This is a genomic window from Geobacillus zalihae (assembly GCF_030414215.1).
Taxonomy (GTDB): domain Bacteria; phylum Bacillota; class Bacilli; order Bacillales; family Anoxybacillaceae; genus Geobacillus; species Geobacillus zalihae.
Genome location: NZ_CP129217.1, coordinates 3008360 through 3030338 on the forward strand (window position 1 = coordinate 3008360; position 21979 = coordinate 3030338).

The following is a 21979-nucleotide window of genomic DNA, read 5'->3' on the forward strand; positions in this document are numbered from 1 at the left end:
TCCTTTATCGTTTATCGATTTTTGAAGTGACAAAGTCACCGATCAACTGAATGACAAAGACAATGACGAGCACCAACACGGTCGCGACAAACGTCACATCGTTATGGTTGCGCTGGAATCCTTCCAAATACGCCAAGTCCCCAAGCCCGCCGGCGCCGATGGCTCCAGCCATCGCCGTATAGCTGACGAGCGACACCGCCGTCACCGTAATGCCGGAGACGAGCGCTGGAAGCGATTCAGGCAAGAGCACTTTCCAAATGATCGTCCACGTTGAGGCGCCCATCGCTTGGGCTGCTTCGATGACGCCTTTGTCGATTTCGCGAAGGGCGATCTCCACCATGCGGGCGTAAAACGGCGCGGCCCCAATGACCAAAGCCGGCAGCGCCGCATTGGCGCCAAGCATCGTCCCGACGAGCCAGGTGGTAAACGGAATGAGCAAAATGATCAAAATAATAAACGGAATAGAGCGGAAAATGTTCACAAACGCAGCAATCACTGTATTGACAAACCGGTTTTCCCATAGGTTGCCCTTCGCTGTCAAAAATAGAAGCAAGCCAAGAACGATTCCGAGGACGAAAGTGGCCGCCACCGCCACTCCCGTCATATACAGCGTCTCGACCGTCGCCGCCCACATCGTCTCCCATTGCACGTTCGGCAGGAGGTTAGCGAGCATCGTGAATCACCTCCACCGCCACCTGCTGGCGTTGAATATAGTCAAGCGCCCGGTCGATTTCATCCCTCGCCCCGTCGAGGTGCACGAACAGCACCCCATAGGCGCCTTGATGGGTTTGCGAAATTTTCCCTTGCAAAATGTTGACATCGACGGCAAACTGACGCACCACTTCGGTGATGAGCGGCTTTCCGGCTGCCGCGCCGACGAACGTCAGCTGCGCGATCAGCCCGCTCGGGTATTGGCCAAACAAATGGGAAATCGCCTCTTCCGTCTCCTCAGGCTCGATCAGCTGCTTGACGAACCGTTTCGTAATCGGTTGCTGCGGGTTGCGGAACACATGCAGCACTTCGCCTTGCTCGACGATTCGGCCGCTTTCCATCACCGCAACGCGGTCGCAAATTTTGCGGATGACGTGCATTTCATGGGTGATCAGCACAATCGTCAGCCCGAGACGCTTGTTGATGTCAACGAGCAAGTCCAAAATCGCATCGGTCGTCTGCGGGTCCAACGCCGATGTCGCCTCGTCGCACAGCAAGACTTTCGGGTTGTTGGCGAGCGCCCGGGCGATGCCGACCCGCTGCTTTTGCCCGCCGCTCAGCTGCGACGGGTAGGCATCCTCGCGCCCGGAAAGGCCGACAAGCTCGATCAATTCATCCACCCGCTTGTTCCGCTCCTCTTTCGGGACGCCGGCAATTTCAAGCGGAAAGGCAATGTTTTCCCTGACTGTGCGAGACCAAAGCAAGTTGAAATGCTGGAAAATCATCCCGATTTCTTGGCGCGCCTTGCGCAGCTCCCGCCCTTTCACGCGCGTCATATCGCGCCCGGCGACGACCACCCGGCCGCTCGTCGGCTTCTCGAGCCCATTGAGCAAGCGGATGAGCGTGCTTTTCCCAGCGCCGCTGTAGCCGATAATGCCGAAAATTTCTCCTTCGCGAATCTCAAGCGACACATTGTCGACTGCCGTGACCGAACCGTTGGCCGCTTGATAGATTTTCGTCACTTGTTCGAGTGTAATCATCGTTTCACCTTCCTCCCCAAGCGGCAGAGCGCAAAAAGAAAACCTTTCTGCCCGCAGAGAACAGAAAGGTATTGTGCACCATTCCGTCTCTTATCTCTCAAAGCAGGCCGCTTTGTGTGAATTGGCACCATTTCAGCACATGCGCTGACGGTTGCCGGGCTTCATTGGGCACATCCCTCCACCTCTCTTGATAAGAGCGCAACAATCGCCTATTCAATTGACTACGAATGTGATTGTATCATTGTCTGTCGAAGCGTGTCAACATCTTTTTTATCCGAGAGTCAGTCAAGACTTTGTGGAGAACATTTTTTCGGTTCACTACGGGCGTTGTCAATCACTAGTTAGCGAACCATTTTCAGGAATTCATATCGTAAGCGCTTTCGGACTCTCATCCCTCATCTTGAGGCGATGATACGATATTCCATTTTTTTACACCCAACCACCATCCCGGAGCGCCGACAACGCTTGATGGATCGGTGTCCCGGATGACCGCTGCAGACACGGTAGATTCTGACGCACCACATCTGCCCATAACCGTCCGGCCTTCCGTTTGGCCTGTTCGATCCGCTTGGACTTTGTTGAGGCCGAGGCCGCCGTTCGGGTCTCTTCTTCCTCCACCAACTGCCCATTTCTCCGCCAAATCCCGTCGATTCGGGCCGCCATCGCCCTCAGAAACGCCCGAAGCCCTTGGTCTTTCCAGCTGCGGCGGGATTTCACCCGATGCGCAAACCGGCTCATCACGCTCTCGGCGTGGCCCATCGGACGCATGCCGGTCGTCTCCACCCCTTGCTCCGACAGCCACTCCCGATAGTCCCGGATGCATCCCGGCATCGACTCGATCCGGCGGATCATGGCAGCCATCTGCTTCTCTTTCGCTTCGTCCTCCAACGTGCCGACCGCGCTGTTCAGCTCCACGAGAAGCCCCTCTTCGTCTTGTTTCGCCAGCTTCTTCCGCACCTCCCGCCAACGCGGATGGCCGGACAGACACTGACGCAGCTCCCGCGCCACATGAAATCGATCCAGCTGAAAGCACGCCCGCTTCCCAAAATACTCCCGGCAGGCCGTGATCCACGACGCCGCGTCGCCGTTGATGATCAACAGGTCCCGGCACGGATCATAGGCATATTCGTTCATCAGCCACTCTTCGAACCGTTCCCACACGTCTCCCTCCCCTTCATGGAGGTAGTGGCGCCGGTTCACGAGCTCGAGCTGCGAACCGTTTCGTTTCCATCCCTCGTGAACCGCCAGGATTTTCTCTTCTTTCGCCCGTTTCCCTTTCCCCTGGCGGGAAATAAACAGTCCATCCGCCTCCACAAACAGCACCCGGCCGTGCCGTTGGGAAACAGGGCGGTGCAGCGAGACAGGGGCCTCCAGCACCAGTTGGCGAATCGCCTCGTGGCTCATGACCGCATACCCCACGATCGACTCCAACGTACGGGCCGCTTTGCGGTAGGAAGAGCACTCGACGGCCAACTCGACCGCCGTTTCCTCGAGGCAAGGACTGATCGATCGGGCCCCATCAAAGCCTAATTCGGCATCCAGCAAGAAGGTATAGTTCCCCGTTTGCCGGTCATAGTAGTAGTTCCGTCGAAACGTCACTTCTCCAAACAGCGTTTGGATCGTAGTCGGCCGTTTGTCTTTCAGCTGATACCGGCGCTTGTCCCGCGCTTCCGCCAGTTGTTGATCAATCTCCTCCAAAAGGGCCGCCAACAAGACAGCGAACACCTTTTGAAGAGTTCTGACTAATTGTTCCTCCAGCTCTTTTAATAAAGGCCATTCTGTGGTAAGATGTTTCATGGACTCTCTCCCTCCTGTTTTCGGTTGATGTTGACAATCACCATCATAGCAGGGAGAGAGTCCTTTTTGCATGACATTTGCTTTTTTCTACCGCGCTTCGCTTGGTGGCCCCGACGAGCGTCGCGAACAAAAGTTCGCAACCCTCGTCGGGGATCATTTCGGAATGTCACCCACAAATATTTTACTCACACTTTATCCGACGTCCCGATAAGGCTTGGCCAAATGGAGGAGCGATTCAAGAAGCAAAAGCTGGCGGAAGCTTCCTGACACGTGCACTTCACGCAACCGGACGAGCTGCTGCAGCTTCAGTTCGCCGTTCAGCAGGGACGCGAGCGCCTCTTTGGAACCGCGCACCGTCAATGTTTTCCGTTCATCGTTTTCCATCCCTCTAGCGGCTGATTCCTTGCCGATCAACAGCAAGGCGGTTTCGTCATCGCTTTCAAACCGAACATACAGCTGCTCATCCGGCAAAATCGGCACCAAATGGCGCAACACTTGCATCCGTTCCACGAACTGCCCAACTAATTCACGCATTTCCATGGATATCCCCTCCCCCATTTTTATTTTTTTCACTTCCACCTGAAGAGGAGAAATCCTTTACAAAAATCTCGACAACCCGTTGACGAACGAGCGCCGTTTTTGTCATTTCCCAAGAAATGTGTCAAACAGCGTCAAAAAAAGGCGAATCATCGGGACGGCAAGCAGGCTTGAATCACTTCGTACAAATACGGAACGGAATGAAAGGCATACCACTTGCCTGCGACCGTTCCGTCCCTAAAAAGAAGCAGGCAAGGAACGCTTTCAATTTTCCACGCAACGGCCTGCTCAGGGATATAGTTGATGTCCGTTTCGTAAAACGGCAGCGCCGGAAACAACTGCTCCACCACCGTTAGCATCCGCCGCGCCAGCTGGCACGTGCCGCACAGCGGGGTATACAAGTAAAGGGCCAGAAGCGGCTCGACTTCCACCACTCGCATGACATCGTTTCGGTCGATCGCTTTCACTCGCCTCTTCCCCTCATGAGCGATTCGATGCGGACGTCGAAACGAGCGCGCAACAGCACTTGCGCCAAGTGCCAAGGCGGAGCGGCCGCCACTTCGCGATACGCCCGGTCAATGTAAAGATGCTCCGCCTCTGGAAACATGCGGCGAAACTGCCGGCGCAATTTTTCTCCCGCCTCATCGGCATCGGCCAAGACGTATACATCGCATCCTTCCAGCTCATCGGCCAGCTCCTCAAGGCGCGCATCACTGATCGTGCCGTTTGTGCAGACGATGACGACTGGTTCGTTCAGCACCGCCGCCACTTTTTGCTTGTCTGATCGCCCTTCGACGATGATCACTTTTTCCACGCGTCGCATGTCCGACCCACCTAACTTCAAATGAGGATACTATTATTGTATGTCTTGCGCCGGCCAAATGTTGAAAATGAAAAGCAACGGCCATCCACCGTTGCCTTTCAACACCAGCCCGCTTCCCCGTCGCAATCGACATATTTTTGGTCCGGCTCAACGGTAGCGGTCACCTGTTTGTAAATTCTTCCGTTTTGTTCGGTATACCCCTTTTTCAACGGGACGGCCGCCGGAAGCGGAAGGCGCCCGATGAGCTCTCCTTCCTCGTACAACTCCAGCGAGCGGCCGTTCAGTTTGCCGATGATCCGGTCCGTGACATCTATGCGCGTCGTTTGCAGCGCCATCGCGAGCACCCCTTTTTTCAATCAAATTCCGGTATGTATAGAGTGCCCGAATCGAAGCGAAGATTGCAGGAACGTTTATCCTTCGTTGATCATCGCCTCGTATTGTTCCGCCGTCAACAAATTGTCGATTTCGCTCAAATCATTCGGTTTGACGACGATCATCCACGCTTTGTCATACGGCGATTCGTTCACGTACTCTGGATGGTCGTTCAACGCCTCATTCACTTCAACGACCGTGCCGCTGATCGGCGCATACAATTCCGAGACCGTTTTCACCGATTCAACGCTGCCGAACGGCTCGTTCGCCACAACCTCCGCGCCGACTTCCGGCAGCTCGACAAAGACGATGTCGCCAAGTTCTGACTGGGCGTAATCCGTAATGCCGATGCGCACGTTCTCTCCTTCCACGCGCACCCATTCATGCTCCTTTGTGTAACGAAGTTCTTTCGGCGTGTTCATCGAATCCCTCCATCGCAGCAAAATCAAAATATGTTCTTCTTCATCATAACCGATTTTTCAATAAAACTCACTGTCTTGACGCGATTTTGCAAAAAATTTTATGCCTTCTTGGCGAAAAACGCCTCGTATTCTTGTTCGCGAAAGCCCACGACGACCCGCTCGCCGTCCGTCAAAATCGGCCGTTTGACCAACATCCCGTCCGAGGCGAGCCAATCGAGCATCTCGTCTTCCGATGCGCGGTCGAGCTTGTCCTTCAAGCCAAGCTCGCGGTATTTCATGCCGCTCGTATTAAAAAATTTTTTGAGCGGCAGCCCGCTTTTTCGGTGCAGTTCAGCCAGCTCCTCTTTCGTCAGCGGCTCGTCGACCAAATGCACCGTTTGCACCTCAATGCCGTGTTCATCGAGCCAACGCTTCGCCTTCCGGCACGTTCCGCATTTTGGATACCAATAGAGCGTGAGCGCCATCTTCACTCCTCCCTTTCATTTCCGCTGTTTGGCAAACAAATAAGAAGCACCAGGCAAACGCCTGGCACTTCCCATTATCACACAATATACCGTTCGGCTTCAATGAGCGCGGCGGCCGCTTCGCGTTTTTTCGCGATCACGTTGATCGGCGTATGGCGCGTCAGCCGTCGGAGAGCGGCGAGCATCATCCGCAGCGTGTCGCCTTGTTCGACGGCGACGAGCGTTTCTTTCGCATGGGCTTCAATTTCATTGAACGCCTCTTGGCAGAAAATTTGCGTGTACAGCCATTTTTGTTTGTTTTTCTCCTCACCGCTCGCCTGAATCGCTTTTTCCGTGCGCAAGAGCGCGGATTCCATCGCATAAATGTTCGAGACGATGTCGGCGATGTTGACGAGCACTTCTTGCTCTTCTTCAATGCGCTGGCCGTATTTTTGCGCCGCTAAACCGGCGACCATCAAGGCGATTTTTTTCGCGTTGCGCACCAAGTATTTCTCTTGTTCCAGCGCGCCCGTCCCCGGCTCTTCGGCGGCCATCATCATCAGTTCTTCCTGAAGCTGCTGCGCTTTTTGGAAGAGCGGCAGCTCGCCTTTTAACGCCTTTTTCAAATACATGCCCGGCACGAGCAGGCGGTTGATTTCGTTCGTCCCCTCGAAAATGCGGTTGATGCGCGAATCGCGGTAGGCGCGCTCAATTTCGTATTCCTGCATAAAGCCGTACCCGCCGTGGATTTGCACGCCTTCATCCACGATGTAATCGAGCACTTCCGTGGCAAAAAACTTGTTCAATGAGCATTCGATCGCATATTCGGCGATCGATTTCGCCACTTCTTTGCCATCTTTCGCCTTTTCCGCATCAAGCAGGCCCATCCGTTCATCGAACAAGCCGACCGTGCGGTAAACCGAGCTTTCGGCGGCATACAGGCGCGACGCCATCGTCGCGAATTTTTCCTGCGTCAACGTAAACTGCGAAATCGGCCGTTTGAATTGCTGGCGCTGATTGGCGTATTTGAGCGTGATTTCAAGCGCCCGCTTCGCGCCGCCGACCGCCCCTAACCCAAGCTTGTAGCGGCCGATGTTCAAAATGTTGAAGGCGATGACATGGCCTTTTCCGATTTCACCGAGCACGTTTTCTTTCGGCACCGGCACATCTTGCAAAATGAGCGTTCTTGTCGACGAGCTTTTAATCCCCATTTTCTTTTCTTCCGGACCAGTTGAAACGCCCGGGAAGTCGCGTTCCACGATGAACGCGGTGAAATGTTCGCCGTCGACTTTTGCATAGACGACAAACACATCAGCAAAACCGGAGTTGGTGATCCATTGTTTTTCGCCGTTTAAAATGTAATGCGTGCCTTCCGCGTTTAATCTCGCCGTCGTTTTCGCGCCGAGGGCGTCCGAACCCGAGCCAGGCTCCGTCAAGGCGTAGGCGGCGATTTTTTCGCCGGTCGCTAAATACGGCAAATATTTTTGTTTTTGTTCTTCCGTGCCAAACAACACAATCGGCAGCGAGCCAATTCCGACGTGCGCCCCGTGCGAAATGGCAAAACCGCCGGCCGGCGCCATTTTTTCCGCAATGATGGCCGAACTGACTTTATCTAGGCCCAAACCGCCGTATTCTTCCGGAATGTCAGCGCTTAACAAGCCGAGCTCGCCCGCTTTGCGAAGCAATTTCACGGAACGGTCAAACTCGTGGTTTTCCAAATGCTCGAGCTGCGGGAGCACTTCATTGTTGACATACTCTTCCGTCGTTTTGGCAATCATATGATGTTCGTCGGTGAAATCTTCCGGCGTAAACACGCGCTCCGCCGGAATGTCTTCAATCAAAAAGCTGCCGCCTTTGATCGCTTCTTCCATCGTTTTGGCCATCGTTGATTTCCTCCCCCGAAAGATGATTGATGATCCGGGCGGCAACGCCGCCCGGGAAATAGACGTTCCATGCAGCCGGGCAAATGCGGATGCATGCCTCGCGCGAGCTGATGAAGCCCGCTCGCTGTCAGCTGCCGCTACAGCAGCTCAAACACGCCGGCCGCTCCCATGCCGCCGCCGATGCACATCGTGACGATGCCGAACTGCACGTTGCGGCGCCGCATTTCGTAAAGCAAAGACAAGGTCAGCTTCGCGCCCGTGCAGCCGAGCGGGTGGCCTAGAGCAATCGCCCCGCCGTTGACGTTGACAATGTCTTCATCCAACCCAAGTTCGCGGATGACTTGGATCGATTGCGAGGCGAACGCTTCGTTCAGCTCGATCAAACCGATGTCGGACAGCTCAAGGCCGGCCAGCTTCAACGCTTTCGGCACCGCAGCGACCGGGCCGATCCCCATCACTTCCGGCGGCACGCCGGCAACCGCGAACGAACGAAACTTGCCGAGCGGCTTCAAGCCGAGCGACTCCGCTTTTTCGCGGTCCATCACCATGACCGCCGCCGCCCCGTCGCTCATTTGCGACGCGTTGCCGGCGGTGACGGTGCCGTTTACCGCAAACGCCGGCCGGAGTTTCGCGAGCGTTTCCATATTCGTGTCCGGGCGCACGCCTTCATCTTGTGTAAAGACGACTTTCTCCTCAACGAGTTTGTTGCCTTCTACTTTGCGCACCGTCACCTCGACCGGCACGATTTCTTCATTGAATTTTCCTTCGGCAATCGCCTTGGCGGCGCGCTGGTGGCTGCGCACCGCGAATGCGTCTTGGTCCTCGCGGCTGACGCCGTATTTTTTCGCCACTTGCTCGGCAGTGTGCCCCATCGACATGTAGTATTCCGGCGCTTCTTCCGCCAAGCGGGCGTTCGGGCGGACGACATGCCCCATCATCGGCACCATGCTCATCGATTCGACCCCGCCGGCGATGACCGTGTCGGAATGGCCGAGCATCACCCGTTCCGCCGCATAGGCGATCGCCTGCAAACCGGACGAGCAATACCGGTTGATCGTGATCGCCGGCACGGTATATGGCAGCCCGGCGAGCGCGCCGATGTTGCGGGCGATGTTCAATCCTTGCTCCGCCTCCGGCATGGCGCACCCGATAATCAAGTCGTCAATGTTTCCTTCATAGTTCCCCGCGCGCTTGATCGTTTCTTTGACGACGAGCGCCCCTAAATCATCCGGCCGCACGTGGGCGAGCGTTCCTTTTTTCGCTTTGCCGACCGGTGTGCGCGCACCTGCGACAATGACCGCTTCTCTCACGCCAATCCCCCCTTGATCTCCTCCGCTTTAGTTGCGGAGCGGTTTTCCTTTCACAAGCATATGCTGCATGCGCGCTTGCGTCTTCGGCTCGCCGATGAGGCTCAAAAACGCCTCGCGCTCGAGATCGAGCAAATATTGCTCGTCGACTTCCGTTCCGTACGGCACTTTGCCGCCGGCTAGAACATACGCCAATTTTTTCGCGATTTTCAAATCGTGCTCGCTGATGTAGCCGGAATGGAACATCGACTGCGCCCCAAGCAACATGGCGGCATAGCCGCTTTCGCCGGCCACCGGCACTTTCTTCCTTGCAGGAGGCCGGTACCCTTCCTCATACATCGAGAGCACCGCCTGTTTCGCTTCATACAGCAGATGGTCGCCGTTCATCGTGATGCCGTCGCGATGATTCAAGAAGCCAAGCTCGCGCGCTTCCGCCGCTGACGTCGACACTTTCGCCATGGCGATCGTTTCAAATACGCTGGCCGCGATTTTGACGTAGTCGACGTCCACGCCGCGCGGCAGGCTGTTCAACCGTTTGATGTACAGCTCCTTGTTGCCGCCGCCGCCCGGAATCAAGCCGACGCCGACTTCGACAAGCCCGATGTACGTCTCGGCCGCCGCTTGGATGCGCGAAGCCGCCAAGCTCACTTCCGCCCCGCCGCCTAACGTCATGGCAAACGGCGCGACGACGACCGGCTTCGGGTTGTATTTCATTTTGAGAAGCGCTTGCTGGAACTGGCGAACGGCAAGTTCCAATTCAAAAAAGTTTTCGTCTTGCGCCTCCATGAGCATCATCGCCAAGTTCGCGCCGACGCAGAAGTTTTTCCCTTGGTTGCCGATGACGAGCCCTTTGTAGTTGCGGTTGACTTCCTCAAGCGCCTCGTTGATCATTTGGACAATATCGGCGCCAATCGCGTTGTTCGGCGAATGGAACTCCAGAAGCGCCACGTCGTCGCCGAGGTCAATGAGGCTGGCGCCGGCATTTTTCTTGATGACGCCGCGCGCCTCTTTCAGTCGGCGGATGTGGATGACTTTTTCGTTTTCTTCTACTGTTTTATACCCGCCCGGCGCATAATAGAACAGCCGGCCGTTTTCCGTTTTATAGAACGATGTGGCTCCGTCGGCGAGCATGTCCGTGATCCACGACGGGATGTCGCGCCCTTCCGCCTGCATTTTGCGCACCGACTTCTCGAGGCCGATCGCATCCCACAGTTCAAACGGACCTTGCTCCCAGCCGAACCCCCACTTCATCGCCTGATCGATCGCCACGATGTCGTCGGCGATCTCCCCGACAAGGCGGGCGGTGTACAGCAATGTCGGCGCGATGATGTTCCAAAGGAGCGTTCCCGCGCGGTCGCCATCGGCATACACGAGCGTTTGCAGCTTGGCGGCCGCTCCTTTCGCCTGCTTCGCCATCTCCACCGCCGGGGTGACAAGCTTTTTGCGCGGCTCGTATTGCATCGTGACGTAGTTCAGCTCGAGAATGTCTTTTCCTTGCTTGACAAAAAAGCCTTGTCCGGATTTGCTGCCGAGCCAGCCGTTTTCAAGCATCGTTTTCATAAACTCCGGCACGCGGAACGCCTCTTTTTCTTCCCCTTCGACGTTTTCATACACGTTGTTGGCGACATGCACGAACGTATCGAGCCCGACGACGTCAAGCGTGCGGAACGTCGCGCTTTTCGGCCGGCCGATGAGCGGCCCCGTCACCGAATCGACCTCGCCGACGCTGTAGCCGCCTTGCATCATCTCGCGGACGGTGACAAGCAACCCATACGTGCCGATCCGGTTGGCGATGAAGTTCGGCGTATCTTTCGCCATGACGACGCCTTTGCCGAGCACGTCTTCGCCGAACGATTTCATATAGGCGACCACATCCGGATCCGTATGCTCCGTCGGGATGATCTCAAGCAGCTTCAAATAGCGCGGCGGATTGAAGAAATGCGTGCCTAAAAAGTGTTTTTTGAAATCATCCGAACGCCCCTCCGCCATCGCGGCGATCGAGATGCCGGATGTGTTCGAGCTGACGATCGTCCCCGGCGTCCGCACCTCGTCGACGCGAGCGAAGACTTCTTTTTTCACTTCCAGCTTTTCAACGACCGCTTCAATGATCCAATCGACTTCCGCGAGCCGGTGGAAGTCATCCTCGAAGTTGCCCGTTTCAATCAAAGCGATGTTGTCTTTGGACATGAGCGGCGCCGGTTTTTGCTTGAGCAGCCTTTCCAGCGCCTGATTGGCGAGGCGGTTGCGCACTTGTTTATGCTCGAGCGTCCAACCTTTTGCTTCTTCCTCTTTCGTCAATTCCCGCGGCACGATATCCAACAGCAGCGTCGGAATGCCGACGTTCGCCAAATGGGCGGCAATGCCCGAACCCATGACGCCGGACCCAAGCACCGCGGCGCGCCGAATGCGTTTTGCCATTTCGGTTCCCCCTCACACCATTGAATGAATCATCATTCATTTTTCGGCGAAAAAAATAGCCGTGAAAACGTTCTCTATATTCAATATATAGTATGTTGGTAATTTTCGCAATATATTTGCGCACATTTTTTTCACATCGAGGCCGTTCTTTCATCCATACTAACAAACAGGAGGTGAAGACGATGGCCCGGCTGAAAAAAAATCCGTCTGAACGCGGCGTCAGCGCCGCAAGCGTCAAAGGAAACGCCGGCCCGACGGTCGAAGCCGACGGCGGCGGCAAACGGACAAGCCAAAACCAGCAGTACAAAAAGCACAACATGCAAGGGAGCTGACGCCCACATCGTCAGCTCCCGCCTGTCATAGCTGCAGATATAGGGAAAAGCAAAGAAAGGCCGCACGATCTGAACGGCCTTTCCCTCAAATGACCGCCCGACGCCTCGGGATATGCAGCGGCCATGGTTTAAAATGGAAACCGGCTTCATGGCCGCTCGCTGGATGCCTGTCCCCTTCTGCGCCCGAACGCTCGGCGGCCGCCGGCGTTTTCCTCTGTTTTGCGCCCCTACTTGCGGAGGATGCCTTTTAAAACAAACGCCACGTTGGCCGGCCGTTCGGCGAGCCGGCGCATAAAATAGCCATACCAGTCCGTGCCGTACGGAACGTACACGCGCATCGTATATCCTTCGCGCGCCAGCTCGAGTTGGCGCTCCGGGCGGATGCCGTACAGCATTTGGAATTCAAACTGGCTGTTGGGAATGTTGTATTCTTTGACGAGCTGCTTCGTATATTCGATGATGGCGTCGTCATGCGTCGCCACCGCCGTATAGTTGCCGTTTAGCAAATGCATTTTAATGATCTTCTTAAAGTTCTCATCGACATCTTTTTTATCCGGAAACGCCACTTCAGGCGGCTCTTTGTACGCTCCTTTGACGAGCCGCAAGTTCGGGCGGTACGGCTTTAAATCTTCAATGTCTTGTTCCGTCCGGTACAAATACGCCTGCAGCACCGTGCCGACGTTGTCGTATTCTTTTTTCAACATTTTAAAAATGTCCAGCGTCTTTTGGCAGCGCGAATAGTCTTCCATATCGATCGTCACAAACACGCCGCGCTGTTTTGCCGCATCCAAAATGCGGCGCATGTTGCGCATGACAAGCTCATCGGAAATATCAAGCCCCATCGATGTCATTTTCAGCGACAGCTGCGAGTTCAACTTCTCCCGGCTGATCGCCTCAATCGCCTCCAAGCAATGGCGCGCCATCTCATTCGCTTCCTGCTCATTGTCGACAAACTCACCCAAATAGTCGACCGTGACCGCCAATCCTTTTTCGTTCAGCTGGCGGATGACGCGCACCGCTTCCTCGATCGTTTCGCCGGCGACAAACCGTGAAGCGCCGAAGCGAAGGCCGTATCGTTTCGCCCATTTCGTCAATGTTTTATTTTTCGATAAGAACAGGAAAAAATCGCGCATCAACTGCTCCACTGTTGCAAGCCTCCTTGTATGGAAACGCATTCACCATTCTTATTGTACCATGTTTCAATTCAATTGAATATGTTTTTTCCCCACGGTTTATTTTTTATATGCGCATAATTTTCCACTCTCTGCACAATCTACAAGCGAACAACCGACGAAAGGAGCGAACAACGATGCAACAGCAACCACAAATGAACCCGCAGGCGGCGATGCCCGAGCCGCCGCAAATGGTGTCCACCAAAGACGCCATGTATTTTTCCGACATGATGTCGTGGAACTTGCTCGCGGCGAAAAAAGCGCACTTTTTCGCCTCGCAATGCCGAGACCCTGAAGTGGTGCAGGCGATCGAGCGCGCTGGACAGATGCATCAGCGCCATTACGACATGATTTTGCGCCATTTGCAAAACCCGCCGCAGCCACCGGTGATGTGAAAGGAGGAACGATGCATGAACACGAAACAAGTGCAAAATCCGGAGATGCAAGTGCCGAAAACGCCGCAAATGAACGAGCGCGATTTTCTAAACGACATGTTGACGACGGAAAAATACATGACCTTGTCGTACAGCGTCTTTTTGCATGAAGCGAGCAACCAACCGTTATATCAAGATATGATGAATATTTTCACCGAAACGCAAAACTGTCAGCGCGACTTGTACAATTTGATGTTCAAAAAAGGATGGTACAAGCTTGAAGCCGCCGATCCGCAAAAGCTTCAGCAAACGTACCAGCAGTTCCAAGGGTATACGAATCAGCTCCCTTATCAACGAAATGCCATGCAATAACAAAACGAGGGGATGTCCGAACGGCAGAAGGACATCCTCTTTCTCCATCCGTTAAGAAGACAGGACGCAGAAAGGGGAGAAAGGGATGACAGCGCCATCCGAATCGGTATGGAGCATGCTGCAAACAGCGGACGTCCGCATCCGCGACACCGGGATCATTGAATAAGCATCCCTTCTTGTTCCACAGGGATGCTTATTCTTTCATGAATAGACGATTAATACCACCAGCCTGGATACGGCGGGTACGGCGGATACGGCGGGTATGGGTAAAACGGACGCGGAGCCAACGCGCCGCCGAGCAGTCCGCCCAAGAAGCCGCCGACAAATGGGGCGCCAAACAACAATCCTGGAAATAGCATCGTTCCTTCTCCTTTCCCCAAAGCTAGAATGCTACACTTTATTCATATGCAACAAACAAGAAAAGAGGGTGGGCCGTCCGCCCAACCCTTGCCGGTTTCTCACCACCAAATGGGGCCATACCACCACGGATAGAAAAACGGCGGAACCAATGCGCTCCCAAGCAAACCGCCTAAAAAGCCGCCGAAAAATGGAGCGCCAAAAAACGGAGCGCCGAAGAAAAACGGGCGCGGCCGCCAAAACCACCAGCCCCATGGCCGCCAAATGCGCTCATCCGCCACTTGGAGATGGCTCATCTTGCTTCCCCCCTTCCGCTTGCTTTAGTCCCACTGTATGCAGGAAAAACGCCCGCTGCTTAGGCCAGTACCTAGAAGGCTGGTGAAAAACGGCGATTTCTCCCAAATCATCGATCCGTGAATGCAAAGGAAGGTCTCTTTCTACAAGATATTCTCATTAAAGGAAATTATTTCCTTTTATTCCCAGTATATTCGAAAAACAAAAGCAGGCGGCTGTCCGCCGCCCCCGCTTATACAAGCTACGCCTGCACTTGATCGTACAAACAGGCGATCGAATCGAACAAAATGCGCACCGCCTCAGCCATTTCGTCTTCGCTCATCGAAAGAACCGGAATGAACGTCAACACCGGGCCGAGCGGACGGATGACAAGCCCCCTCCGGCGCGCTTCGAGGATGATCCGGTGCTCCACCATGGCCGCGCGCGGAAAGACTTCTTTCGTTCTTCGGTCTTTCACGATTTCAATGCCGCACATCAAGCCTTTTTGCCGGATGTCGCCGACAATCGGAATGTCATACAACCGCTCAAGCCATTCGGCCAGCCGGCGCGCCTTCCGCTTGACGCTGTCAATCAAGCCGCGTTTTTCGATGAGCTCGATGTTTTTCAGCGCAACGGAACAAGTGAGCTGGTTTCCCGTGTACGTATGGCCGTGGTAAAACGTTTTGTCTTCGTCCACATCGCCGAGAAATGCCGCATAAATCTCTTCCGTGACCAGTGTGGCCGCGAGCGGCAAATATCCTCCCGTGATCCCTTTCCCAAGGCAGACAAGATCAGGCTGCACCTCTTCCTGCTCACAAGCGAACATCGTGCCGGTGCGGCCAAAGCCGACGGCGACCTCGTCGCAAATGAAGAGCACCCCATACCGGCGGCAAAGCCTTTCCACTCCTTTTAAAAACCCGCGCGGATGGACGATGATCCCCGCCGCTCCTTGCACAAGCGGCTCGATGACAACCGCGGCGATTTGATCGTGCTGCTCCTCAAGCACCCGTTCAAGCTCGCGCAAACAATAGCCGACGATCTCCTGCTCGCTTCCGTATTCGTCCATACGGTACACGTACGGCGACGGCACTTCGATCCGCTCAAACAAAAGCGGCGCAAAAATACGGTGGAACGTTTCCATGCCGCCAACGCTCACCGCCCCGACCGTATCGCCGTGGTACGCTTCCTTCAACGAGACAAACTTGTTCTTCTTCGCATATTGGACCGGGTCGATGTTTTTCCAATACTGATAGGCGATCTTGAGCGCGATTTCCACCGCCGCCGCCCCGGTATCGGAATAAAACACTTTTGACATGTGCGGCCAATATTCAAGCAGCCGTTTGGCCAACAAAATCGACGGCACATTCGCCGAACCAAGCAATGTCGAATGGGCAATTTTCTCCAATTGCTCGCGAAGCGCCGCATTCAGCTCCGGATCGTTATGGCCGTGGACATTGACCCATAGCGACGCATAGCCGTCTAGGTACCGGTTGCCGTCGACATCGTACAAATAGCTTCCTTGCCCGCGTTCAATGATCAAGGGGCGTTCTTTGGCATACTGCTTCATTTGCGTAAATGGATGCCAGACGTACTGCTTGTCCCACTGTTCCAATTGCTCGTAGCTATACGCCAACGCTAAGCACCTCCAGCAATTGTTTCGCCTTTCCTTGTTCGATCCAACGCTGAGCTAAGGTTTCCAGTTCCCGCCTTGAGACTGCAGGAAGGAGCGGCACGACCGCCAGCACCGGCAGCCGAAGCAAGGCGGCGATCGTTTCGACATTGTTTTGGTGGATAATCTCTTGCTCCTGAAACTGATTGAACATCAGGCCAAGCAGACGAATGCCTTGTGCGTTCGCATAGGCTGCCGTCGTCACCGCGTGATGAATCGCACCAAGGCTTGAGAGCGACACGAGAATCGCCGGCACCTCATAGTCGCGGACAAAATCGCTCGTCATATACCATCGTCCGTCGCGCTCGCACCACGGAACGGCCAACCCTCCCGCTCCTTCGACGAGCACCACATCATAGCGCTGCGTAAGCCATTCCAACCGTTCGGCCACCCTCTCTGGTTCGATGGACGTGCCGGTCAACTTCGCCGCTAAATGCGGCGACATCGCCGGTTCCATATAGTACATGCCTTCTGATGTCGGAATCTTCGCCACTCGTTCGTACCAATATTGTTCGGCAAACGACACCCCGTCTTCGGCCAGTCCAGTCTGAACCGGTTTAAACACGCCGACCTTCATCCCAAGCCGCTCCAGCGCCAACGCCACGATGGAAGTGACGACCGTTTTGCCGATTTCTGTTCCTGTTCCCGTCATGAAAATGGCTTGCCCCATTCTCTTATCCCCCCATCCCTCGAGTCATCATGATCGGTCGGACGCGCGGCCATACGCGCGCCGCGATGACCGAACAAACGGCGCAAAGCACGAGATCCCCCGGCACCGGAAGAAGAAAGCCGAACCATAGCGTTTGGCCGATGGAAAGCGGAGTCTCCGCGATCCATTTCATTGCTATGTACAGCCACGCGCAGCCAAACACATACACGACCAACAATGCCGCTGCATTCGCCATCAATATGTCTCTCGCTCTTGTCCATTGAAAGCGGCGGACAAGCAAGCCGCACGTATACGCCCCGGCGATGAAACCGAGCAAATAGCCAAACGTCGGCTTCCAAATATAACCGAGCCCGCCTCCTTCCGCAAACACGGGCGCGCCCGCCAGCCCAATCAAGACATATAGAAGTTGGCTAAGCGCTCCGATTTTTGGGCCAAGCAGACAGCCGGCCAAGTACACCGCCGCGATTTGCAGCGTAAACGGCACATACGGCACCGGAATTTTGATCCACCCACCAACAGCCGTCAACGCGGCAAAAAATGCCGCCCAAACAAAGGAATGGATTCGCACATCTTCCCTCCTCTCCAAATATTTGTTTCTATTGTGCCTGATGTGTTTTTTATTTGTCAACTTTATTTTTATATAGGTTTACATTTAGACAAAAAATATGGAGCCCCCTAACACAGCAGGACTCCTTTTTTGGCGCGGCTCATTTCTCAAACAGACGGCGGAAGCAGTGGCCAACGCTCACCCTTCATCCTCCCACAAGTTAAGCAGGTTCATCCGTTCGCCGTCCGTTTTCGGCATCGCCAGCGATCCACTCTGCCTCTCCTCCTTTTCCAACAACGACGACAATAAGCGCACCGCCTCCGCAATATGCCTTCCTTTGTTCAACATGATGCATTGCGCCTGTTTTCCAACAAAAACATCCGAGATTTCCGCGCGCGACGGAATTCCCTTTTTCGCCATTTGTTCAAGCACTTGCGTCGCCCAAATGACCGGGGTGTGAGCCGCCCGGCATAGCGCCAAAACGTCGTTCTGTGCGGCCGCAAGATGTTCAAATCCAATCTCCAGGGCCAAATCGCCGCGCGCAATCATCACACCAAACGCCGGAAACTTCAATCCCTCAAGCAAGATGCGAACGAAGTTATGAAGCGCCGCCCGCGTTTCGATTTTCGCGATCACCGGGAGAGAACCAGCCCCTTGTTCGGCAAGCAAATGATAAAGCTTTCGCAGGTCATGAGGGGCCTGAACAAACGACAGCCCGACGATATCCGCCCATCTCGCGATGAACGGAATCCATTCAAGGTCGCGGTCGGTGAGCGGCGGAACCGTCAAATGGAGAAACGAATCGGGAAGATGGATGCCCGTTCCTTGCTTAATCGCTTTTCGCTTTCCGCCATCGGCAACGACTTTGGCCTCTACATGCCGCTCGTGCACTTTCACGACCCGCGCTGCAATTTGGCCGTCGTTCAAATAAAGGCGGTCTCCCGCCCGCACATTGCGCCACGCTTTCGCCAACGTCGTCGTCATTTTCACACCGCAGCCATTCTGCGCCTGTGCAAACGCAGCGTCATCGAAATAAATATACAGCGGTGTACCGACCGTGACAAACGCTTTCATTGGAATGAACAAAACAGAACATAGAGTGAAGGAAGCCGACCCGCGCCGCAGTTTCATCCCTTTTTGCACATAGGCCGTCCGCGAAAGAAGAACTTTAAAACAAGACGGCGCGATTTGTTCCGTGACCCGAAGTTTTCGTTTTTTTCCGCGCACATCGGTAAACAGCAGTTCATCCCCTTCTTCGACGGTCGCTCCGTCCTCAGCCGTCAACTGCCACAAGAATGAAACATCGCGGGGGAGCGGAGACGGCGGCGGGGAAGAAGAGAAGGAAATGAGGCCGAAGAGCGGCTCCATTGGCTCTCCATATAGATTTTTCTTCACAGAGAGCTTCATCGGCCCCGCGTTGACCGCCAAGCGGTCGACCCGGATTTTTGGCCCCGGCAGATCCATGTAAATGCGGCATCGCCTCCCCTGCAGCTGTGGCTCCAACTGCTTCTCGGCTTGACGAATGATGGCCACGAGCGCCTCCCACGTTTCCGGAGAACCGTAGGCGCAGTTGATGCGGGCGATGTCCATGCCATAAAGAAGCAGCCGCTCGATCAGCCCCGGCTCATCCACCCATGCCTCGTCCATCGTCACCATAATGCGTGTCGGCCGAACAGAACTTGGGCTTCCGAACACTGCCCCCGCCCGTTTATGAAGCAACTGTTTCGCTTCCTTTCTTGTCATCTTTCGAAGCTCCCATCCGCCATCAACCCGCGTGCGCAAATAGGCCAAAACTTGTTCGATCGCGTCGATGAGATGAGCCTCTTGCCCCTCGAGCCGCCATCCGGCGTCTTCCATCGCTTCACGCAAATCCGACGGCATATGCTCCCTCATATATAAGTAAGCAAGCAACTGATCCCGGCTCTCTTCATGGGATGGAAGAGGAAAATACTTCTGCTTTTGTCCCACCCACTCCGCCATCCCTCGGTAAAAGGCGGCCAAGCGGGCGCCCAAATCTCGTTTGTCGTGCATCAGCGGCACCAACCCTTGTGAAAAATGCGGTTTTACTTTTATATATTCGCCGCCGCCCCAAATGAGGACAGAAAAAAACCGGCGCCATTCGCCGGTTGAATGCGACAGAAACAGGAAGCCGTTTTTTCGGTATATTATTTTTGCACGACAATTTTCATCCCGCATTGACAAAGCAGCGAATGTTTCAGCCGCCGCAACGGCTGACCGCACTGTTCACAAACGGCCGGTTTATTCACGCGTTTCCTCCCCTTTGCTGCGTGTTTGGTATCTATTATACACCCATGATTATTTAAAGTAAATACAAAATGATAATAATTATAAATAATGAGCAGATCATTTGGACTCTTTTTCTATTTGTGATAAGGTAATAATAGTGCCAATATTCAAAAGAAGGAGGCGGTCACGATGTACGACATCGCCATCATCGGCGCCGGGCCTGCGGGGGCAAGCGCTGCGATCTTCGCCGCCAAAGCCGGGAAGAAAACGGTCTTGTTTGACAGCGACAAAGGCATGACAAAGCGCGCTTGGGTGGAAAACCATTACGGGGTTCCGGAAATCAGCGGCCCGGAATTGGTGGAAACCGGGAAAAAGCAAGCCGCAAAATTCGGGGCGGAATTGGTGGAAACGCAAGTGACAAATGTGCAAAAAACAGACGGGGGATTCCGCCTCGAAACGGAAAACGGCTCCTTTGAGGCGAAACACGTCATTTTCGCCACCGGCGTCGCCACGGATCTGGCGGAAAAAATCGGCCTGCGCACCAAACCGGGCACGGAGCCGCGCATTAAAACGGTGATTGACGTCGACGCCAATGGCAAAACGAACATCGACGGCATTTGGGCGGCGGGGACGGTGGCCGGCGTCAGCGTTCATACGATCATCACAGCGGGCGACGGGGCGAAAGTCGCCATCAACGTCATCAGCGAACTGAACGGCGAACGGTACGTTGATCACGATGTATTGAAAAAATAACAACGAAGGTGTCCCAAACAGCGGGACACCTTTTCTAATAGCGCCATGGAAACGGCCGGGACGCAAGATGACGGGCTGAACTGCCTGTTGCGTCGTACCCGCATCGACATAGCGGCCCCGATCCATCCAAGGGCGCTTATTGTCCAATGCTCCGGTACTTCCCTTCAAAAAACAAGAGCGGGTCGCCCGGTTCGTCTTTCATCAAAATATCGGTCACTTCCCCAAAGTAAAGCGTATGATCGCCGGCCACGTACGTGCTGTGGACGTTGCATAAAATATTCGCCAACGCCTCCGGCAAAATCGGATGGCCGTTCACCCAATCAAACGAAACGGGGCGCTCTTCTTTCAACTGGCCGGCAAACAAGCGCGACAACTCCTCTTGATCGCGCCGCAAAATGTTGACGGCAAATTTCCCCGTTTGCTTGACAATGTCATGCATTCGCGCTTTATGGCCAATGGAGACGACGACAAGTTTCGGGTCGAGCGAAACGGACATAAACGCGTTCGCCGTCATTCCTTTCGCTTCCCCTTGAAATTCGGTCGTCACGACCGTCACGCCGGTCGCAAATTTTCCCATGGCTCTGCGAAATGTACGATCATCCATACGGTTCTCCCATCCTTCCCTTTTCGTCATCAGCCGCCCTGCGCCTTCCGCTGGCGGTTGGGCGGCTTTCCTTCTTGATGTTTCCACACGACGGGCGCTTCGTCCGACATCTTGCCTCTATGGCTGAGACCCATTCATGCCGAAATGAGGGTCAAATCTACCCCCATCATAGCAGAAATAGGGGAAAGAAACAACGACGATATACGGCTGTCATCGGCGGCCCGCCGCTCCAAGGTACGCCTCTGCCACCCGCTCAGCGGAAGAAGATCAGCGCCGCCGCTTAAACGCTTCGGCGGTGTTGATTTTGTGTTGACGGACGTATTGTTCGATTTCATGCGGCGGCGCCTGTTCATGCAACAGACGGATGATCTCTCGATGTTCTTCGATCGATGCTTTCGCCCGCTGCGGGACAAACGTAAATCCGTACACGCGGATGCGCTTCATCCGCTGCCAAATTTGCTTGATTTGCTCTTCGAGGTAGGCGTTGCCGCAATGGGCGTAAATCAAGGAATGAAATTCATAGTTCAGCTCGCTGAACCGTTCCAGCTCCAGCTCTTCAAGCGCCCGCTCCATCCGTTCGTTCAACCGCTCAAGCTCGTTGATCGCCTCCTTCGTCAAATTGGCGGAGCCAAGCGCGGTCGCATAGCCTTCCAGCACAGCCAACACCGACAGCGTCTCGATATATTCTTTCTCGTTGATGTTGCTCACAACGGCGCCTGTATACGGCTTAAATTCGACAAGCCCTTCCGCCTCGAGCTGGCGGATCGCCTCGCGCACCGGGATGCTGCTGAGTCCAAGCTCGCGGGCGATTTGATCGATGACGACGCGGTATCCCGGGCCATAGACGCCGTTTTCAATGCGGGAAAGAATATACTCGTAAGCCAATTGGGTTTTGTTTTTCGCTTTCGTTTCCATA

Annotated in this window: 25 protein-coding genes and 1 riboswitch; of the genes, 4 read left to right on the forward strand and 21 right to left on the reverse strand. The window is 54.7% G+C overall.

Translation table 11 applies throughout. The annotated features are described in order from the left end of the window. Nucleotides 1-4 precede the first annotated feature (4 nt). The 12 genes from QWV57_RS15240 to QWV57_RS15295 all read right to left on the reverse strand — a co-directional run bounded on the left by QWV57_RS15240 (nucleotide 5) and on the right by QWV57_RS15295 (nucleotide 11693). On the reverse strand, nucleotides 5-673 hold the full coding sequence (locus QWV57_RS15240) for a methionine ABC transporter permease (protein ID WP_020755861.1): 669 nt from the start codon (nucleotides 671-673) through the stop codon (nucleotides 5-7). After that, nucleotides 663-1691 carry a methionine ABC transporter ATP-binding protein gene (locus QWV57_RS15245; RefSeq protein WP_011232469.1) on the reverse strand — a complete coding sequence of 343 codons (1029 nt, stop codon included), beginning with the start codon at nucleotides 1689-1691 and terminating at the stop codon, nucleotides 663-665. The genes QWV57_RS15240 and QWV57_RS15245 overlap by 11 nt, the downstream gene beginning before the upstream one ends. Nucleotides 1692-1778: 87 nt before the next feature. Continuing rightward, a riboswitch (SAM riboswitch) is annotated at nucleotides 1779-1888 on the reverse strand. A 232-nt stretch (nucleotides 1889-2120) separates the two neighbouring features. Next, nucleotides 2121-3488, reverse strand: coding sequence for an ISLre2-like element ISGsp3 family transposase (locus QWV57_RS15250; RefSeq protein ID WP_015374689.1), 1368 nt, complete (start codon nucleotides 3486-3488; stop codon nucleotides 2121-2123). 192 nt (nucleotides 3489-3680) lie between these two features. After that, a complete protein-coding gene (locus QWV57_RS15255; protein WP_025039296.1) occupies nucleotides 3681-4028 on the reverse strand; it encodes a hypothetical protein in 348 nt (115 codons plus the stop codon). 146 nt (nucleotides 4029-4174) lie between these two features. Further along, the gene (locus QWV57_RS15260) at nucleotides 4175-4492 is read right to left on the reverse strand and encodes a thioredoxin family protein (protein ID WP_011232471.1); all 318 of its coding nucleotides are present in this window, start codon (nucleotides 4490-4492) and stop codon (nucleotides 4175-4177) included. Beyond that, entirely contained in the window at nucleotides 4489-4848 is a 360-nt protein-coding gene (locus tag QWV57_RS15265) for a toprim domain-containing protein (RefSeq protein ID WP_011232472.1), read from the reverse strand. Before QWV57_RS15265 ends, QWV57_RS15260 begins: the two co-directional genes overlap by 4 nt. A gap of 98 nt (nucleotides 4849-4946) precedes the next feature. Next, complete coding sequence (locus QWV57_RS15270; protein WP_011232473.1) at nucleotides 4947-5183, reverse strand: YusG family protein; 237 nt, start codon at nucleotides 5181-5183, stop codon at nucleotides 4947-4949. Nucleotides 5184-5258: 75 nt separating this feature from the next. Next, on the reverse strand, nucleotides 5259-5642 hold the full coding sequence (gcvH, locus tag QWV57_RS15275; protein ID WP_033005647.1) for a glycine cleavage system protein GcvH: 384 nt from the start codon (nucleotides 5640-5642) through the stop codon (nucleotides 5259-5261). 98 nt (nucleotides 5643-5740) lie between these two features. Then, nucleotides 5741-6106, reverse strand: coding sequence for an arsenate reductase family protein (locus QWV57_RS15280; RefSeq protein WP_081133277.1), 366 nt, complete (start codon nucleotides 6104-6106; stop codon nucleotides 5741-5743). Between the two features lie 77 nt (nucleotides 6107-6183). Beyond that, complete coding sequence (locus QWV57_RS15285; protein ID WP_060788242.1) at nucleotides 6184-7968, reverse strand: acyl-CoA dehydrogenase FadE; 1785 nt, start codon at nucleotides 7966-7968, stop codon at nucleotides 6184-6186. Nucleotides 7969-8105: 137 nt separating this feature from the next. Then, on the reverse strand, nucleotides 8106-9278 hold the full coding sequence (locus tag QWV57_RS15290) for an acetyl-CoA C-acetyltransferase (protein ID WP_011232477.1): 1173 nt from the start codon (nucleotides 9276-9278) through the stop codon (nucleotides 8106-8108). Between the two features lie 27 nt (nucleotides 9279-9305). Beyond that, nucleotides 9306-11693, reverse strand: a complete 2388-nt coding sequence (locus QWV57_RS15295; RefSeq protein WP_129447186.1) for a 3-hydroxyacyl-CoA dehydrogenase/enoyl-CoA hydratase family protein — start codon at nucleotides 11691-11693, stop codon at nucleotides 9306-9308. A 182-nt stretch (nucleotides 11694-11875) separates the two neighbouring features. Here QWV57_RS15295 and QWV57_RS15300 point away from each other — a divergent pair, with 182 nt between their 5' ends. Continuing rightward, entirely contained in the window at nucleotides 11876-12025 is a 150-nt protein-coding gene (locus QWV57_RS15300; RefSeq protein WP_015375753.1) for a YuzL family protein, read from the forward strand. A 227-nt stretch (nucleotides 12026-12252) separates the two neighbouring features. On the opposite strand, the gene QWV57_RS15305 is transcribed toward QWV57_RS15300, so the two are convergent. Then, nucleotides 12253-13170, reverse strand: coding sequence for a proline dehydrogenase family protein (locus tag QWV57_RS15305; RefSeq protein ID WP_015375754.1), 918 nt, complete (start codon nucleotides 13168-13170; stop codon nucleotides 12253-12255). Nucleotides 13171-13334: 164 nt separating this feature from the next. Between QWV57_RS15305 and QWV57_RS15310 the strand changes: the two genes are divergently transcribed. Beyond that, nucleotides 13335-13592: a hypothetical protein gene (locus tag QWV57_RS15310; RefSeq protein WP_011232481.1), complete on the forward strand. Its 258-nt coding sequence runs from the start codon at nucleotides 13335-13337 to the stop codon at nucleotides 13590-13592. Nucleotides 13593-13607: 15 nt separating this feature from the next. Next, nucleotides 13608-13943, forward strand: a complete 336-nt coding sequence (locus QWV57_RS15315; protein WP_011232482.1) for a spore coat protein — start codon at nucleotides 13608-13610, stop codon at nucleotides 13941-13943. A gap of 215 nt (nucleotides 13944-14158) precedes the next feature. Here the strand turns inward: QWV57_RS15315 and ymaG (QWV57_RS15320) are convergent, their stop codons facing one another. The 6 genes from ymaG (QWV57_RS15320) to QWV57_RS15345 form a co-directional block, all read right to left on the reverse strand. Continuing rightward, nucleotides 14159-14302: an inner spore coat protein YmaG gene (gene ymaG, locus QWV57_RS15320; protein ID WP_013144293.1), complete on the reverse strand. Its 144-nt coding sequence runs from the start codon at nucleotides 14300-14302 to the stop codon at nucleotides 14159-14161. 99 nt (nucleotides 14303-14401) lie between these two features. Further along, a complete protein-coding gene (ymaG, locus tag QWV57_RS15325; RefSeq protein WP_011232484.1) occupies nucleotides 14402-14596 on the reverse strand; it encodes an inner spore coat protein YmaG in 195 nt (64 codons plus the stop codon). Nucleotides 14597-14835: 239 nt separating this feature from the next. Further along, entirely contained in the window at nucleotides 14836-16206 is a 1371-nt protein-coding gene (bioA, locus tag QWV57_RS15330; protein ID WP_129447187.1) for an adenosylmethionine--8-amino-7-oxononanoate transaminase, read from the reverse strand. After that, nucleotides 16196-16912, reverse strand: coding sequence for a dethiobiotin synthase (bioD, locus tag QWV57_RS15335; protein WP_129447188.1), 717 nt, complete (start codon nucleotides 16910-16912; stop codon nucleotides 16196-16198). The genes bioA and bioD overlap by 11 nt, the downstream gene beginning before the upstream one ends. 4 nt (nucleotides 16913-16916) lie before the next feature. Then, complete coding sequence (locus tag QWV57_RS15340; protein ID WP_129447189.1) at nucleotides 16917-17480, reverse strand: biotin transporter BioY; 564 nt, start codon at nucleotides 17478-17480, stop codon at nucleotides 16917-16919. 177 nt (nucleotides 17481-17657) lie between these two features. Beyond that, complete coding sequence (locus QWV57_RS15345) at nucleotides 17658-19490, reverse strand: pyruvate kinase (RefSeq protein ID WP_301100056.1); 1833 nt, start codon at nucleotides 19488-19490, stop codon at nucleotides 17658-17660. Nucleotides 19491-19895: 405 nt separating this feature from the next. On the opposite strand from QWV57_RS15345, the gene QWV57_RS15350 reads away from it, so the two are divergent. Continuing rightward, complete coding sequence (locus QWV57_RS15350) at nucleotides 19896-20459, forward strand: FAD-dependent oxidoreductase (protein WP_015375759.1); 564 nt, start codon at nucleotides 19896-19898, stop codon at nucleotides 20457-20459. Nucleotides 20460-20595: 136 nt separating this feature from the next. Here QWV57_RS15350 and QWV57_RS15355 read toward each other — a convergent pair whose 3' ends face one another. After that, nucleotides 20596-21063 carry a flavin reductase family protein gene (locus QWV57_RS15355; RefSeq protein ID WP_013524562.1) on the reverse strand — a complete coding sequence of 156 codons (468 nt, stop codon included), beginning with the start codon at nucleotides 21061-21063 and terminating at the stop codon, nucleotides 20596-20598. A 267-nt stretch (nucleotides 21064-21330) separates the two neighbouring features. Beyond that, nucleotides 21331-21978 carry a GntR family transcriptional regulator gene (locus QWV57_RS15360; protein WP_015375765.1) on the reverse strand — a complete coding sequence of 216 codons (648 nt, stop codon included), beginning with the start codon at nucleotides 21976-21978 and terminating at the stop codon, nucleotides 21331-21333. Nucleotide 21979: the final 1 nt, after the last annotated feature.

Excerpts from the sequence above, each read along its gene's own strand:
- QWV57_RS15240 (WP_020755861.1), bottom strand. The coding sequence starts at position 673 with ATGCTCGCTAACCTCCTGCCGAACGTGCAATGGGAGACGATGTGGGCG.
- QWV57_RS15245 (WP_011232469.1), bottom strand. The coding sequence starts at position 1,691 with ATGATTACACTCGAACAAGTGACGAAAATCTATCAAGCGGCCAACGGT.
- QWV57_RS15250 (WP_015374689.1), bottom strand. The coding sequence starts at position 3,488 with ATGAAACATCTTACCACAGAATGGCCTTTATTAAAAGAGCTGGAGGAA.
- QWV57_RS15255 (WP_025039296.1), bottom strand. The coding sequence starts at position 4,028 with ATGGAAATGCGTGAATTAGTTGGGCAGTTCGTGGAACGGATGCAAGTG.
- QWV57_RS15265 (WP_011232472.1), bottom strand. The coding sequence starts at position 4,848 with ATGCGACGCGTGGAAAAAGTGATCATCGTCGAAGGGCGATCAGACAAG.
- QWV57_RS15270 (WP_011232473.1), bottom strand. The coding sequence starts at position 5,183 with ATGGCGCTGCAAACGACGCGCATAGATGTCACGGACCGGATCATCGGC.
- gcvH (WP_033005647.1), bottom strand. The coding sequence starts at position 5,642 with ATGAACACGCCGAAAGAACTTCGTTACACAAAGGAGCATGAATGGGTG.
- QWV57_RS15280 (WP_081133277.1), bottom strand. The coding sequence starts at position 6,106 with ATGGCGCTCACGCTCTATTGGTATCCAAAATGCGGAACGTGCCGGAAG.
- QWV57_RS15285 (WP_060788242.1), bottom strand. The coding sequence starts at position 7,968 with ATGGCCAAAACGATGGAAGAAGCGATCAAAGGCGGCAGCTTTTTGATT.
- QWV57_RS15295 (WP_129447186.1), bottom strand. The coding sequence starts at position 11,693 with ATGGCAAAACGCATTCGGCGCGCCGCGGTGCTTGGGTCCGGCGTCATG.
- QWV57_RS15300 (WP_015375753.1), top strand. The coding sequence starts at position 11,876 with ATGGCCCGGCTGAAAAAAAATCCGTCTGAACGCGGCGTCAGCGCCGCA.
- QWV57_RS15310 (WP_011232481.1), top strand. The coding sequence starts at position 13,335 with ATGCAACAGCAACCACAAATGAACCCGCAGGCGGCGATGCCCGAGCCG.
- QWV57_RS15315 (WP_011232482.1), top strand. The coding sequence starts at position 13,608 with ATGAACACGAAACAAGTGCAAAATCCGGAGATGCAAGTGCCGAAAACG.
- ymaG (WP_013144293.1), bottom strand. The coding sequence starts at position 14,302 with ATGCTATTTCCAGGATTGTTGTTTGGCGCCCCATTTGTCGGCGGCTTC.
- ymaG (WP_011232484.1), bottom strand. The coding sequence starts at position 14,596 with ATGAGCCATCTCCAAGTGGCGGATGAGCGCATTTGGCGGCCATGGGGC.
- bioD (WP_129447188.1), bottom strand. The coding sequence starts at position 16,912 with ATGGGGCAAGCCATTTTCATGACGGGAACAGGAACAGAAATCGGCAAA.
- QWV57_RS15345 (WP_301100056.1), bottom strand. The coding sequence starts at position 19,490 with ATGCACGACAAACGAGATTTGGGCGCCCGCTTGGCCGCCTTTTACCGA.
- QWV57_RS15350 (WP_015375759.1), top strand. The coding sequence starts at position 19,896 with ATGTACGACATCGCCATCATCGGCGCCGGGCCTGCGGGGGCAAGCGCT.
- QWV57_RS15355 (WP_013524562.1), bottom strand. The coding sequence starts at position 21,063 with ATGGATGATCGTACATTTCGCAGAGCCATGGGAAAATTTGCGACCGGC.
- QWV57_RS15360 (WP_015375765.1), bottom strand. The coding sequence starts at position 21,978 with ATGGAAACGAAAGCGAAAAACAAAACCCAATTGGCTTACGAGTATATT.